At 64.3% G+C, this 13,235-nt stretch carries 14 protein-coding genes; 8 read left to right on the top strand and 6 right to left on the bottom strand.

Annotated features, from left to right (window positions below):
- Positions 1 to 127: 127 nt before the first annotated feature.
- The 5 genes from ALII_RS0119590 to ALII_RS0119570 all read right to left on the bottom strand — a co-directional run bounded on the left by ALII_RS0119590 (position 128) and on the right by ALII_RS0119570 (position 4,699).
- Positions 128 to 547: a BA14K family protein gene (locus tag ALII_RS0119590; RefSeq protein WP_024588912.1), complete on the bottom strand. Its 420-nt coding sequence runs from the start codon at positions 545 to 547 to the stop codon at positions 128 to 130.
- Between the two features lie 156 nt (positions 548 to 703).
- Positions 704 to 916 (bottom strand): cold-shock protein, encoded by a 213-nt coding sequence (locus ALII_RS0119585; RefSeq protein ID WP_024588911.1) that lies wholly within the window; start codon positions 914 to 916, stop codon positions 704 to 706.
- Positions 917 to 1,296: 380 nt separating this feature from the next.
- A complete protein-coding gene (locus ALII_RS0119580; protein ID WP_024588910.1) occupies positions 1,297 to 1,512 on the bottom strand; it encodes a cold-shock protein in 216 nt (71 codons plus the stop codon).
- Between the two features lie 182 nt (positions 1,513 to 1,694).
- Entirely contained in the window at positions 1,695 to 3,320 is a 1,626-nt protein-coding gene (locus tag ALII_RS0119575) for a BCCT family transporter (RefSeq protein ID WP_024588909.1), read from the bottom strand.
- 176 nt (positions 3,321 to 3,496) lie between these two features.
- On the bottom strand, positions 3,497 to 4,699 hold the full coding sequence (locus ALII_RS0119570; RefSeq protein WP_024588908.1) for a pyridoxal phosphate-dependent aminotransferase: 1,203 nt from the start codon (positions 4,697 to 4,699) through the stop codon (positions 3,497 to 3,499).
- Between the two features lie 175 nt (positions 4,700 to 4,874).
- Between ALII_RS0119570 and ALII_RS0119565 the strand changes: the two genes are divergently transcribed.
- The 7 genes from ALII_RS0119565 to ALII_RS0119535 all read left to right on the top strand — a co-directional run bounded on the left by ALII_RS0119565 (position 4,875) and on the right by ALII_RS0119535 (position 11,839).
- Positions 4,875 to 5,783, top strand: a complete 909-nt coding sequence (locus ALII_RS0119565) for an EAL domain-containing protein (RefSeq protein WP_024588907.1) — start codon at positions 4,875 to 4,877, stop codon at positions 5,781 to 5,783.
- Positions 5,780 to 6,628, top strand: coding sequence for an EAL domain-containing protein (locus ALII_RS21745; protein ID WP_024588906.1), 849 nt, complete (start codon positions 5,780 to 5,782; stop codon positions 6,626 to 6,628). Before ALII_RS0119565 ends, ALII_RS21745 begins: the two co-directional genes overlap by 4 nt.
- Before the next feature lie 97 nt (positions 6,629 to 6,725).
- Positions 6,726 to 7,340 carry a glutathione S-transferase family protein gene (locus ALII_RS0119555; RefSeq protein WP_024588905.1) on the top strand — a complete coding sequence of 205 codons (615 nt, stop codon included), beginning with the start codon at positions 6,726 to 6,728 and terminating at the stop codon, positions 7,338 to 7,340.
- A gap of 170 nt (positions 7,341 to 7,510) precedes the next feature.
- Entirely contained in the window at positions 7,511 to 8,821 is a 1,311-nt protein-coding gene (gene ugpB / locus ALII_RS0119550) for a sn-glycerol-3-phosphate ABC transporter substrate-binding protein UgpB (protein WP_024588904.1), read from the top strand.
- Positions 8,822 to 8,942: 121 nt separating this feature from the next.
- Positions 8,943 to 9,827 carry a sn-glycerol-3-phosphate ABC transporter permease UgpA gene (gene ugpA / locus ALII_RS0119545; RefSeq protein WP_024588903.1) on the top strand — a complete coding sequence of 295 codons (885 nt, stop codon included), beginning with the start codon at positions 8,943 to 8,945 and terminating at the stop codon, positions 9,825 to 9,827.
- A 61-nt stretch (positions 9,828 to 9,888) separates the two neighbouring features.
- The gene (gene ugpE / locus ALII_RS0119540; protein ID WP_024588902.1) at positions 9,889 to 10,737 is read left to right on the top strand and encodes a sn-glycerol-3-phosphate ABC transporter permease UgpE; all 849 of its coding nucleotides are present in this window, start codon (positions 9,889 to 9,891) and stop codon (positions 10,735 to 10,737) included.
- Positions 10,738 to 10,750: 13 nt separating this feature from the next.
- Complete coding sequence (locus ALII_RS0119535) at positions 10,751 to 11,839, top strand: sn-glycerol-3-phosphate import ATP-binding protein UgpC (protein WP_024588901.1); 1,089 nt, start codon at positions 10,751 to 10,753, stop codon at positions 11,837 to 11,839.
- Positions 11,840 to 11,882: 43 nt separating this feature from the next.
- Here the strand turns inward: ALII_RS0119535 and ALII_RS0119530 are convergent, their stop codons facing one another.
- On the bottom strand, positions 11,883 to 12,134 hold the full coding sequence (locus ALII_RS0119530) for a hypothetical protein (protein WP_024588900.1): 252 nt from the start codon (positions 12,132 to 12,134) through the stop codon (positions 11,883 to 11,885).
- Positions 12,135 to 12,483: 349 nt separating this feature from the next.
- On the opposite strand from ALII_RS0119530, the gene ALII_RS0119525 reads away from it, so the two are divergent.
- Positions 12,484 to 13,143 carry a lytic transglycosylase domain-containing protein gene (locus ALII_RS0119525; RefSeq protein ID WP_244437475.1) on the top strand — a complete coding sequence of 220 codons (660 nt, stop codon included), beginning with the start codon at positions 12,484 to 12,486 and terminating at the stop codon, positions 13,141 to 13,143.
- The last annotated feature ends 92 nt before the right edge of the window (positions 13,144 to 13,235 follow it).

Below are 13,235 nucleotides of genomic sequence, written 5' to 3'. Positions count from 1 at the left end.
CTCCCTCCCCCTTGTGGGGAGGGATACAGGGTGGGGGTCAATTCAAGAAAAACCGCGCCCTCAAACCTCACCACCCCCAACAAAAAAAGCCCGCCGACCGGCGGGCTTTTCGTCAATTCCTGAAATCTCAGTTCGCTTCACAGAACCGGCGGACGCCGTCATAGCCGACGAAGGTGCCGGTGTTCGGATCGAACGAGCGGTAGCGGTCCGAGCAGTAGCGATACCAGTCGCGGGTCCACGGCTCGAAGCTCGAATAGCGTTCGACATAGACCGGACGCGGCTCTTCGTAGACGCGGACGGGGCGCTGGTAGACGGGGCGGGGGGCGTAGTAGCCGTCGTAATAGCGCTCGCGGTAGACGGGGCGGTTGGCCGAGCCGGCGATCAGCGCGCCGGCGGCAAGGCCGAGGACGCCGGCGGCGACGACATCGCCGCCATTGACGCGGTCGCGATGGCGCCAGCGCTCGCCTGCATTGGCGGGGATTGCGGCGGTGAGCGCCGTGACTGCAACGAGTGCGGAGACGGCGGCTGTCTTCACAATGCGGTTCATCGTTCTACTCCTGACCGGCCCAAACACATCCATCGCCGGCGTTGCTACAAGATTTAAGTCTCTTTCGATGAACGGATGCTGAACGGCAAATCACGGATGAAAACGCATGGAAAAGCCCCGCGAAGCAGGCTTCGCGGGGCTCGAAACATGACGACTTCAACCAACGGTGAGGTTGACGGCCTTCGGGCCCTTGCCGCGCTTGTCCGGCTCGGTTTCGAAGCTCACCTTCTGCCCGTCCTCCAGGCCCTGCAGGCCCGAGGCCTGTACGGCGGAGATGTGGACGAACACGTCCTTTTGCCCGTCATCCGGCGTGATGAAGCCGAAGCCCTTGGCGTGATTGAAGAATTTGACTGTTCCACTCTGCGGCATGGGAAGGTTCCTCATCTCCCGGGATTGCATCAGGGGTGTTCGGCCCCATGACATAAGGGCGCGCCGGCGCCCGGCGCTTGATTGGGCAGTGCTCTTTTTGAGGGAGAAGGAAACAGGGCGGTGCGCGGGGTTGAAGTCCCCCATTCTTTTCGCGGTCGAGCCGGATGGACTTTGCGAGCGATCATGGTCGTCTGGTCTGTCGATCCGGTCATTCTATTCCAGTCTCCGGGCCGGCAATTGCCCGAACGTCAAGACTGTCCCGCATTTTGAAACACTCGGCAAGAAAAAGTTTCCTGCACGTGTGAAGCAAATCCGACCGACAAAAAAAGCGCCGCTGCGGGCGGCGCTTCGTCGTTCCCTGCAGCGATGCTGCGAAGGGATCAGGCTTCCTGAAGGTTGACGGCCTTCGGGCCCTTGCCCATGCGGTCCGGCTCGACGTCGAACGTGACCTTCTGGCCGTCGACGAGGGTGCGCAGGCCGGACTTTTCGACGGCCGAGATGTGGACGAACACGTCCTTCGCGCCGTCGTCCGGCGTGATGAAGCCGAAGCCCTTGGTGGTGTTGAAGAACTTAACGGTGCCGCTCTGGCTGCTCATGTGGGACTCCTATGCCCTGATTGTGGTGTGCGTCCGCCGTTCGGTTGCGGTCGCGGTCGTCGAGAGTTCACGAAATCGGGGAAAGGTCGTCCAAAACGTTCCAGTCTCCGGGCCGTCAAATACCCGAACGCATATTGCATGACACGGAATTGGCGTTCTTGCAAGGTGGCGCCCATGCCGGTTCAACCGGGGGAGGTGGCGGGCGTGGTCACGTATCGCTCGCCGCGCAGCCCTTGCAGCGTGCTGTACATCATCACCACGAGCAGGAACGCGAAGGGCAGGCCGGTCGCCACCGCCGCCGATTGCAGCGAGGCCAATCCGCCCCCCAGCAAAAGCGCGATCGCGATCAGACCCTCGAAGCTCGCCCAGAAGACGCGCTGGGCGACCGGCGCGTCCAGCTTGCCGCCGGCGGTGATGGTGTCGATCACCAGCGAGCCGGAATCCGACGAGGTGACGAAGAACACGATCACCAGCACGATGCCGACAAAGGAGATGATCTGCGTCAGCGGGAAGGCGTTGGCCATGATGAAGAGCTTGAGGTCGTCCGAGGCTTCGGAAAGGAGCGCGTTGCCCGCATTGGCGACCTGGTCGATCGCCGCGCCGCCGAAGGTCGACATCCAGATGATCGACAGGATGGTCGGGACGACGAGGACGCAGGTGACGAATTCGCGCACGGTGCGACCGCGCGAGACGCGGGCGATGAACATGCCGACGAAGGGCGACCAGGAGATCCACCAGGCCCAGTAGAACGTCGTCCAGCCATGCAGGAAGTTGACGTCCTCGCGGCCGAACGGGTTGGCCAGCGGCAGGAAGTGGGTGGCATAGGCGATCGTGTTCTGGACGAAACCGGTCGCGATGACCAGCGTCGGTCCGGCCAGGAAGATGAAGGCGAGGAGGAAGAGCGCCAGCACCATGTTGATTTCCGACAGGCGCTTGACGCCCGCGTCGAGGCCGGCGACGACCGATACCAGCGCGATGACCGTGATCAGCGCGATCAGCACCACCTTGGCACCGTCGCTTGCCGGAATGCCGAACAGGAATTCGATGCCGGCCATCGCCTGCTCTGCGCCGAGGCCGAGCGAGGTCGCGAGGCCGAACAGCGTGGCGAAGACGGCGAGGATGTCGATGATGTGGCCGGGCCAGCCCCAGACGCGCTCCCCGAGCAGCGGGTAGAACACCGAGCGCAGCGTCAGCGGCAGGCCGCGATTATAGGCGAAGAAGGCCAGCGACAGGCCGACCACCGCATAGATCGCCCAGGGATGCAGGCCCCAATGGTAGATCGTGGCGGCCATGGCCAGCGCCTGCGCCGCGCCGGGGTCGCCCTCAGCGCCCCCCAGCGGTGCCCAGTCGGTGCGCACGCCGCCTTCGCTGGTCACGCCGCCGAGTGCGGATTCGTAGTGGGTCAGCGGTTCGGAGACGCCGAAATACATCAGGCCGATGCCCATGCCGGCTGCGAACAGCATGGCGAACCAGCCCAGATAGCCGTAGTCGGGCCGGGCATCCTCGCCGCCGAGCCGGATCGAGCCGAGCGGCGTCACGATCAGGGCGAGGCTGAACAGCACGAACAGATTGCCCGCGATCATCAGGAACCAGTCGAAATTGTCGGTCAGCCACGGCCGCAGCCAGCCGAAGAACTCCTCGGTGACCGCAGGGAACAGAAGCGACAGCACGACGAAGGCCACGATCACGCCGCCCGAAACGGCAAACACAGGATTATGGATGTCGAGCCCGAAGATTTGGACGTTGTCCTGGCCGACTTCGTAGTCGATGTCGTCCACGGTGACAGTGCTCTTGGAGTCTTCGTTCATCGCATTTCCCCGGTTTTTCTTGCGGCAAACACCGCTGTGCCTGGAAAGCCGCGAACGCCTCCCGGGCGTCCAAATTCATCTTCGGTGCCCGAAAAAATACGGGACCGCGTTGCACAAGGCTAACGCGATCCCGCCATATTACAACCACAATGCGCCCCGCCGCAGCGGAAGGCAGGTCAGACCAGAGACGCCGTGAAGCGCTGAATCCGGCTGCACGCTTCCTCCAGAAGCTCTTCCGACGTCGCGTAGGAAATGCGGAAATTCGGGCCGAGGCCGAAGGCCGAACCGTGGACGACGGCGACGCCTTCCTGCTCCAGAAGCGCCGAGACGAAATCCTCGTCGGTCTCGATCACCTTGCCGCCCTGCGTCTTCTTGCCGATCAGCTCCGCACAGGACGGATAGACGTAGAATGCGCCTTCCGGCACCGGGCAGGAAATGCCCTTGGCCTGGTTCAGCATCGAGACGACGAGGTCGCGGCGTCCCTGGAAGATGTCCTTGTTCTTCGCCACGAAGTCCTGCGGTCCGTTCAGCGCCTCGACCGCCGCCCACTGCGCGATGGTGCAGGCGCCGGACGTCTGCTGGCCCTGGATCATGTCCATCGCCTTGATCAGCGCGATCGGACCGGCAGCATAGCCGATGCGCCAGCCGGTCATGGCATAGGCCTTGGAGACGCCGTTCATCGTCAGCGTGCGCTCGTAGAGCTTCGGCTCGACCTCGGCGATCGTCTTGAAAACGAAGTCGCCATAGGTCAGGTGCTCATACATATCGTCCGTCAGCGTCCACACATGCGGATGCTTGAGCAGCACGTCGGCGATGGCGCGCAGCTCGGCCTCGGTATAGGCCGCGCCGGACGGATTGGACGGCGAGTTCATCAACAGCCACTTGGTCTTCGGCGTGATCACCTTTTCCAGCGCCTCGGCCGTCAGCTTGAAACCGTTGTCGATCGAGGTTTCGGCAAAGACCGACGTGCCGCCGCAGATCGCCACCATCTCCGGGTAGGAGACCCAGTAGGGGCGGGGGATGATGACCTCGTCGCCGGCGTTCAGCGTCGCCATGAAGGCGTTGAACAGAATCTGCTTGCCGCCAGTGCCAACGATGGTCTGCTCGGGCGTATAGTCGAGATTGTTCTCGCGCTTGAACTTGGCCGCGATGGCCTTGCGCAGTTCGGGAATGCCGGAGACCGGCGGATACTTGGTCTCGCCGCGGCGGATGGCCTCGACGGCGGCATCCTTGATGTTGTCCGGCGTGTCGAAATCGGGCTCGCCGGCGCCAAGGCCGATGACGTCGCGACCCTGCGCTTTCAGTTCGCGCGCCTTCTGCGTCACCGCGATGGTCGCGGAGGGCTTCACGCGGGAAAGGGCATCGGCAAGAAAGGCCATGGTCATTCGTCTCCGGCTCGTTTTCAGCCGCCTGTCGCGGCCGCCGGCTTAATGAATGATCCGGCGTCGAATCGCAAGGCTCGAAGGTTGGACCAGTCATCCGCGATTAACGCCTGCTTAGCCTTGTGCAATTAAGCTTCGCGGGAAGTTTGTCGCCCAGGGGAGGGCCGTTCTCTTGGCCCGCAGTCTCGGCCTGCCGCACATCATGCGCGAAGCCGACGGCACCGCCGTCGGTCACTGGGGACCCTATGTCCTCAAGACCGCCTTCCAGCCGATCTTCGCCTTCGAGCCCGACGGCTTGAAGCAGCGGGCATTCGAGGGGCTGATCCGGCCCTTCCGCGATGGCCAGGCGACGTCTCCCGGCCAGTTCTTCGCCGCCATTCCGAGCATCGACCGTCTGCGCGTCGAGGCGCTGGCGCGCGATCTTCACATCCTCAATGCGGGGACGGCGTTCGGGCCGCAGGTGACGCTGTTCATCAATTTCGACCCCTCGCTCTTTTGCGAAAAGCCGGTGGTCGACACGGCGCTGCACGAAATGCGGATCGTTCTGGGCGAGGCGGGCCTGCCGTTCGAGAACATCGTCTGCGAGGTGACGGAGCAGCCGTCGGGCTCGGCCCTTGCGCTGCAGGATTTCGTCTCCGCGCTGCGCCGCGAGGGCTATCGCGTCGCCGTCGACGACTATGGCGCCGAAAGCTCCGACATGGAGCGCGTCAAGCAGTTGCGGCCCGACATCGTCAAGTTCGACGCCAAATGGGTAGCCCGTCTGATGGATTCACAGCCCGGCGTCACCTTGCTTAAGGTCATGGTCGGGGAATTTCGGCAGCAGGGCATCGTGACCGTCTTCGAGGGCATCGAGGAAAACTGGCAGCTCGACGTGGCGCATGAAGTGGGTGCGTCGATGGTCCAGGGCTTCGTCCTCGCGCGGCCCGAACTGTCGCCGACGAGCTTCCGGCTCGAGGTCGACGAACCTGCGCAGGCGTCCATTCCTTCAGACCCCGGACCGGAAGCGCCCAACGTCGTCGACGCTCCTGTCGTCGCGCGCAAGCCGCAGGGCCGGGTGTTCGGCCGGCGGGGGCTGACATGACCCGTTTCGCGGATCTCGGGGACAATGTCGCGGGGGCGATCCTCCATGACGAGATCGGCCTTGCCATCGGTCATTTCGACGGTCACGTCCTGCGCTCCGCCTACCAGCCGATCTATCGCCTGCAGAGCGGGCGGCTTTCGGTCGTGGGCGCGCGGGCGCTGGTGCGGCCGAGCCGCGACGGGCGGCCGGCGCTGCCCTCACGCTTCTTCGAGCGGCTGCGTGGCGAGGACCGGCTGACATTCGAATGTCTGTGCCAGACGCTGCACATCGCCAACCTCCCCTATGTCGATCTCGACACGGCGACCCTTGCGCTGCGGCTCGACCAGATGCCGCGCGACATGCTCGACGCCGCGCTCAGGCTTCTGCGTCTGGCGACGGACGAGCTCGAGGAGGAGGGCTACGATCCGCCGCGCATCTGGTGCGAGTTTGCGGCCACGCCCATGGCGGCCGAACAGGCGGTCGCGGTGCGCGCGCACGGATTTCGCGTCGCGCTGTGCGATTTCGGTCCCGAACCGGCGGGCATCGCGGCGGCGATGGCGGCGACGCCCGACTATATCCGCCTCGACGGGACATGGTTCCGCACGGTGGCGCGGGCGCCCGAGGCACGCACGCTGCTCGCGCGGCTGACGGCGCTGCTTCACGCGCAGGGCATCGAGGTTCTGGCCGACGGGGTGGAAACGACGCCGCAATTCGAGGCGGCGCTCGATGTCGGCGCGGACATGTATCAGGGCTTCCTCTTGGCGCCGCCTTTCCTGGCCGGTTCCGCCTTCACCCAGCGCCCGCTGCGCCTGCCCGAACTGTTGCGCCCGCACGGCAAGGTCATCCCGCTGCGGCGTCCGGCCTGAGCGCTTTCATCAGGCGAAATCATCGATCCATCACCGGCAGGGGCTCGCTTGGCGCGTCGCGGCTTGGCAATCTCGCTTCGAACCAGCGGAGAGCGACATGCTGACCCTTTACGGAATGACCGACAGCGGCAATTGCTACAAGCCGCGCCTGCTGCTCGCAAAGCTGCGCGTGCCCTTCCGCCATGTCGAAGTTTCGACCGTCGACGGCGGCACCAGGACCGCCGACTACCTGGCCAAGAACCCCAATGGCAAGGTGCCGCTGCTCGAATCCGAGGACGGGCGGGTGCTGGCCGAAAGCAACGCGATCCTGCTGCATCTGGCGGAAGGCACGCGCTTCCTGCCGACCGACGCCTATGAGCGCGCGCTCGCCTATCAGTGGCTGTTCTTCGAGCAGTACAGCCACGAGCCGCAGATCGCGGTGCGCCGCTCGCTGGTCAAATATCCGCACCTGTCCGCAGCGGCGAGCGAAAAGCGGATGGCGGCGCTTCTCGACGGCGGAAACAAGGCTCTCGCCGTGATGGAACAACGGCTTGCGCGCGCGCCGTTCTTTGCCGGCGAAGGGCTCTGCGTCGCCGACATCGCGCTCTACGCCTACACCCACGATGCCGAAGCCGCCGGTTTCGAATTGGCGCGGTTTCCTTTCGTTTCGGCGTGGCTTGCGCGCGTCGCGGCCGATGAGGGCCATGTCGAAATCGGTTGGAAACCTGCCTGAACGCTAGGCAAACTGCGCAACTGCGCAGCTTTCCTGTTGACTCTTAGCCGATTTCGGGAAATTTCGTTTCCAGTTTCACCGGATAACAGCAAAACTGTTGTCCGGTTGTCACAAACCGCCGATAGTGCGGTTCGCGGAAGTAACCTTTCGCCAACAAACGGGAGCGAAACATGTCCATGAAAGCCTATGCGGCGGGTCTTGCCGCCACCTTTACCCTTCTGTCCGCCTCGACCGCGCTCGCCCAGACGCAGATCGACTGGTGGCACGCCATGACCGGCGCCAACAACGAAGTCGTCGACACGCTGGCCGCCGAATTCAACGACAGCCAGGACGAGTACAAGGTCGTTCCGGTCTTCAAGGGCACCTATCCCGAGACGCTCAATGCGGGCATCGCCGCATTCCGCGCCAACCAGGCGCCGCACATCATCCAGGTCTTCGACGTCGGCACCGGCGTCATGATGGCTGCCGAAGGCGCCGTGAAGCCGGTCGCCGACATCCTGTCGATGGGCGGCACCGAGTTCGACAAGTCGCAGTACCTGGCCGGCATCGCCGCCTACTATTCGCGTCCTGACGGCACCATGCTGTCCTTCCCCTACAACTCGTCCTCGCCGATCCTCTACTACAACAAGGACGTGTTCGAGGAAGCCGGCCTCGACCCGGAGACCCCGCCCGCGACCTGGCCGGAAGTCTTCGAAGCCGCCAAGAAGATCAAGGAATCGGGCGCTGCCCAGTGCGGCCTGACCTCGACCTGGCTGACCTGGATCGGCCTCGAGAACTTCGCCGCCTGGAACAACCTCCAATACGGCACCAACGAGAACGGCCTGGCCGGCACCGATGTCGAGCTGAAGATCAATGAAGGCCAGTTCGTCACCCACTTCCAGAATTTCGCCGACCTCGCCGCCGACGACACGTTCCGCTATGGCGGGCGCACCTCGGAAGCCAAGCAGCTCTTCCTGTCGGGCGAATGCGCGATCATGACCGAATCCTCGGGCGGTCTCGGCGACGTCATCAATTCGGGCATGAATTACGGCCTCGGCCAGCTTCCCTACTATCCGGAAGCCGAAGGCGCCCCGCAGAACACCATTCCCGGCGGCGCGAGCCTCTGGGTGTTCGAAGGCAAGTCGGACGAGGAATATGCCGGCGTCGCGGCGTTCTTCGACTTCCTCTCGCAGACCGAAATCCAGGCCCGCCTGCACCAGGTCTCCGGCTACCTGCCGGTGACGATGGCCGCCTATGAGGCGACCAAGGAATCCGGCTTCTACGAGGAGAACCCGGGCCGCGAGATCCCGATCACGCAGATGATGGGCAAGGAGCCGACCGAGAACTCGCGCGGCGTGCGTCTCGTCAACCTGCCGCAGGTCCGCGACATCCAGAACGAAGAGTTCGAAAAGATGCTCGCCGGCGAGCAGGACGCGCAGACGGCGCTCAACAATGCCGTCGAGCGCTCCAATGCCGCCATCCAGGAAGCCATCGGCAACTAAGCCGGCTTTCATGAACGACATTGCCGCCCGCGTGGCCGACACGCGGGCGGTGCTTTAAGGGGGAACGTGGCCCCGCGCCGCGTCCCGACCCCCAGAGAGCCCGGCATCGAGAGGAAATCCCTTGTCCCCGCGCGTCGTCTTCCCCAACAAGATCCTGCCCTATGCGCTGCTTTTGCCGCAGCTCGTCATCGTCGGCATCTTCTTCTATTGGCCCGCGAGCCAGGCGCTCTACCAGTCCGTGCTGCGCGAGGACCCGTTCGGGCTGCGCACCACCTTCGTCGGCATGCGCAATTTCCAGCGCGTGCTGGCCGATCCGAATTATCTGAACGCGGTCGAGAACACGGCGATCTTCTCCATCGCCGTCGCCTTTTTCGCCATGTCGATCGCGCTGCTGCTGGCGGTGATGGCGGACAAGATCATCAAGGGCAAGGGCATCTACCGCACCATGCTGATCTGGCCCTACGCCATCGCACCGGCGATCGCCGGCATGGTGTGGCTGTTCATGTTCAACCCCGCGATGGGCACTTTCGCCTTCATGCTGCGCTCGGCCGGCTATGCCTGGGACCCGCTCCTGAAGGGCGACCAGGCGATGATCCTCGTCATCGCGGCGGCGGCGTGGAAGCAGATTTCCTACAATTTCCTGTTCTTCGTCGCCGGCCTGCAGGCGATCCCGAAGACGCTGATCGAAGCCGCCGCCATCGACGGCGCTGGCGAGACCAAGCGCTTCTGGACGATCATCTTCCCGCTGCTCGCGCCGACGACGTTCTTCCTGCTCGTCATCAACACGACCTACGCCTTCTTCGACACGTTCGGCATCATCCACGCCGTCACCGGCGGCGGTCCGGGCAAGTCGACGGAGACGCTGGTCTACAAGGTCTATCACGACGGCTTCGTGAACCTGATCCTCGGCGATTCCGCCGCGCAGTCCGTGATCCTGATGGTCATCGTCATCGTGCTGACCGCGATCCAGTTCCGCTACGTGGAAAAGAAGGTGCACTATGGCTGAGGCTGCTGCCGTGAACGGCAAATCCACCGCCGCCAAGCTCGGCCGGCGCGAAGAGGGCAACATGCTCGGCGTCTCGCGCACGTCGCGCTACATCGCCCATGCCGTCCTGATCCTGGGCGTCCTCATCGTCGCCTTCCCGATCTACTACACCTTCGTCGCCTCGACCCATTCGCTGCAGACGATCCTGCGGCCGCCGCTGCCGCTCCTGCCGGGCGACCGGTTCTTCGAGAATTACTACCAGACGCTGTTCGGCGGCGTCGGGCGCATCGGCGGCGTGCCCGCCAGCACGCTTCTGTTCAACACGCTGGTGATGGCGCTCGGCATCGCCATCGGCAAGATCGCGATCTCGGTCCTGTCGGCCTTCGCCATCGTGTTCTTCCGCTTTCCCGGCCGGATGGTCTTCTTCTGGATCATCTTCATCACCCTGATGCTGCCGGTCGAAGTCCGCATCCTGCCGACCTACAAGGTGATGGTCGATCTCGGCCTGATCGACACCTATGCCGGCCTGATCCTGCCGCTGATCGCATCGGCGACGGCGACGCTGCTCTTCCGCCAGTTCTTCCTGACCATTCCGGGCGAACTGATCGAGGCCGCGCGCGTCGACGGGGCAGGGCCGTGGCGCTTCTTCAAGGACATCCTGATGCCCCTGTCGAAGACCAACATCGCCGCGCTCTTCGTCATCATGTTCATCTATGGCTGGACGCAGTATCTGTGGCCGCTTCTGGTCACCAACTCCAATTCCATGAACACGATCGTCATCGCGCTGCGCAAGATGATCTCGTTCGCCGATGCCGATACGCAATGGCATCTGGTCATGGTCACCGCCGTCCTCGCCATGCTGCCCCCGATCCTCGTCGTGCTCTTCATGCAGCGCTGGTTCGTCAAGGGCCTGGTCGAAACCGAAAAATAAGAAGGCCGCTCAGATGGCAAATGTCGAACTGAAGAACGTCAAGAAGGTCTATGGCGGCAGCGTCGAGGCCGTGAAGGGCGTGTCGATCTCCATTCCCGATGGCCAGATGTGCGTGCTGGTCGGCCCTTCGGGCTGCGGCAAGTCCACGCTGTTGCGCATGATCGCCGGGCTGGAGACGATCACCGAGGGCACGGTCTCGATCGGCGGCACCGTCGTCAACGACATGGGCCCCGTCGAGCGCGACATCGCGATGGTGTTCCAGAACTACGCGCTCTATCCGCACATGTCGGTCTACGACAACATGGCCTACGGTCTGCGCAATCGCGGCATGGCCAAGGACGAGATCGACCGGCGCGTGCGCGAGGCCGCCGGCACGCTCGGCCTTGCCGACTTCCTGCAGCGCCGTCCGCGCGAACTTTCCGGCGGCCAGCGCCAGCGCGTCGCCATGGGCCGCGCCATCGTGCGCAGCCCCAAGGCCTTCCTCTTCGACGAGCCCTTGTCCAACCTCGACGCCAAGCTGCGCGGCCAGATGCGCGTCGAGATCAAGAGCCTGCAGCGCCGCCTCGGCGTCACCTCGGTCTATGTCACGCACGACCAGGTCGAGGCGATGACGCTCGCCGACACGCTCGTCGTCATGAATGGCGGCCTGGCCGAGCAGATCGACACGCCGATGGCGATCTACGACAAGCCCGCCTCGACCTTCGTCGCCGGCTTCATCGGATCGCCGGCGATGAATTTGATGACGGCGCGCGTCGCCGATGGCGGGCAGGGGCTGTCGCTTGCCGGCGGAGGCTCGGTCAAGCCGCGCGACACGGTGCTGCCGGAGATCGGCCGGGAAATCCTGCTCGGGGTTCGCCCGGAGCACATGACCGTGACGTCGAGCCGCAGCACGGCCGACCTGACCCTCAAGGTCACCGCCGTCGAAATCCTCGGCGCCGACGTGCTTGCGCACGGACAACCGGCCGACGCAACCCAGGCCGGCGGCGAGCTCATCGCGCGGCTGCCGGGCGGCACGCGGGTCGATGTCGGCGACGTCTTGCCGATGGCGATCAATCCGGGCATGGCGCATCTGTTCGACGCCGGAACCGGCAAGCGAATCTGATCATGGAGGAGGGCGCTGCCCCGCCACACAGGCGGGGCGGGCGTCAGGCAACGTTGCGCAGTTTCGTCTCGCGGTCGGTGGTTGCCTGCTTCGGCTTTACGGCCGGGGCGGCGTCGGCTGCCACGCGGGCCAGGACCGCGTTCACTTCGTCGATGTCGACATAGTAATAGCGGGCAAGCTGGACCGGCACGTCGTCGTGCTTGACGCCGCGGCTGGTCATGAAGCGGATGGCGAATTCGATCTCGTCATGCTCGACGAGACGGCGCTTGGCGCAATCGTCGACATTTCTGCCCATTCGAACCCCCCGCATTGCCTGGAACGTCGGCCTGGAAGATGTTGCGGTCTTCCCGTTCGCCCGATGTTCGGTGAACCATCCTGCGTCGGTGTCACGACGCAAGACGGTCATGACGCGAATCGTTGGCCCCGAGTATGGCGCGTGCGGTCGCAGGTGCAAGAAAGCCGTGGATAAGTTCGAAACTTGTGCACAGCACATCATATCTTCTTGCAACCTTCGCGTGATCCGGTGCAGCCGTCCGCAATCTGCGCTTCGTCCGGGCCCGATCGCCGATTGCCGAACGGCGTCGGCTCGCGTAATGAATGTGCGGGCGGGACGACAATTCGGGACGAATTCGAAAGAGACGATCTTGGCTGCTGAAAAGACCGTCGCGGCACGCTTGATGGCCGCTTCATTTTTGTCGCTGGCATTCCTGTCCGGCTGCACCTCCACCGGCGATCTCGCCGCCGATCTCCAGGCCGCCGCCGAAGCCGAGGTCGCGCTGCCCGAGACGGTCGAGGTCCGCCCGTCGGCCAAGTTCACCGAGGCGGACGTGGCTGTCGATGCCGCCTCCGGCGAGCCGGCCGTCATCGCCTCCGCATTCGCCGGCGCAACGCCATCTTCCGCCCTGCAGGCCGCCATCGTGCCTTCCGGCATCCGATCGGTCGCGCCGCAGAGCCCCGAACTCGACCAGCTCATCGCCAAATATGCCGCGCATTACGAATTGCCGGTCGAACTGGTGCGCCGCGTCGTCAAGCGCGAGAGCAACTTCAACCCCGGCGCGCGCAACCGCATCTACTGGGGCCTGATGCAGATCCGGCACGACACCGCCCGCACCATGGGCTATCGCGGCTCGGCCGAGGGCCTGCTCGACGCCGAGACCAACCTCAAATACGCCGTCAAATATTTGCGCGGCGCGTATTTGACCGCCGACGGCAACCATGACCGCGCCGTGCGGTTTTACGCGCGGGGCTATTACTACGACGCCAAGCGCAAGGGCATCCTGCGCGAGACGGGGCTGCGGTCGTAGCGAGCGGAGCGGGGGCGGACTGGTCCTTCGGACCAGGCATTTTTCGGAGAAGCGACCCCCACCCTTTATCCCTCCCCACAAGGGGGAGGGAG

Origin of the sequence: Aliihoeflea sp. 2WW (genome assembly GCF_000497755.1) — a bacterium.
Lineage (GTDB): Bacteria > Pseudomonadota > Alphaproteobacteria > Rhizobiales > Rhizobiaceae > Aliihoeflea.
Note: the sequence above shows the minus strand (reverse complement) of the source record. Positions and strands in the feature narration are given on the sequence as shown.

Coding starts and splice junctions, on each gene's coding strand:
- ALII_RS0119590 (WP_024588912.1), bottom strand. CDS start 547: ATGAACCGCATTGTGAAGACAGCCGCCGTCTCCGCACTCGTTGCAGTC.
- ALII_RS0119585 (WP_024588911.1), bottom strand. CDS start 916: ATGCCGCAGAGTGGAACAGTCAAATTCTTCAATCACGCCAAGGGCTTC.
- ALII_RS0119580 (WP_024588910.1), bottom strand. CDS start 1,512: ATGAGCAGCCAGAGCGGCACCGTTAAGTTCTTCAACACCACCAAGGGC.
- ALII_RS0119575 (WP_024588909.1), bottom strand. CDS start 3,320: ATGAACGAAGACTCCAAGAGCACTGTCACCGTGGACGACATCGACTAC.
- ALII_RS0119570 (WP_024588908.1), bottom strand. CDS start 4,699: ATGGCCTTTCTTGCCGATGCCCTTTCCCGCGTGAAGCCCTCCGCGACC.
- ALII_RS21745 (WP_024588906.1), top strand. CDS start 5,780: ATGACCCGTTTCGCGGATCTCGGGGACAATGTCGCGGGGGCGATCCTC.
- ALII_RS0119555 (WP_024588905.1), top strand. CDS start 6,726: ATGCTGACCCTTTACGGAATGACCGACAGCGGCAATTGCTACAAGCCG.
- ugpB (WP_024588904.1), top strand. CDS start 7,511: ATGTCCATGAAAGCCTATGCGGCGGGTCTTGCCGCCACCTTTACCCTT.
- ugpE (WP_024588902.1), top strand. CDS start 9,889: ATGCTCGGCGTCTCGCGCACGTCGCGCTACATCGCCCATGCCGTCCTG.
- ALII_RS0119535 (WP_024588901.1), top strand. CDS start 10,751: ATGGCAAATGTCGAACTGAAGAACGTCAAGAAGGTCTATGGCGGCAGC.
- ALII_RS0119530 (WP_024588900.1), bottom strand. CDS start 12,134: ATGGGCAGAAATGTCGACGATTGCGCCAAGCGCCGTCTCGTCGAGCAT.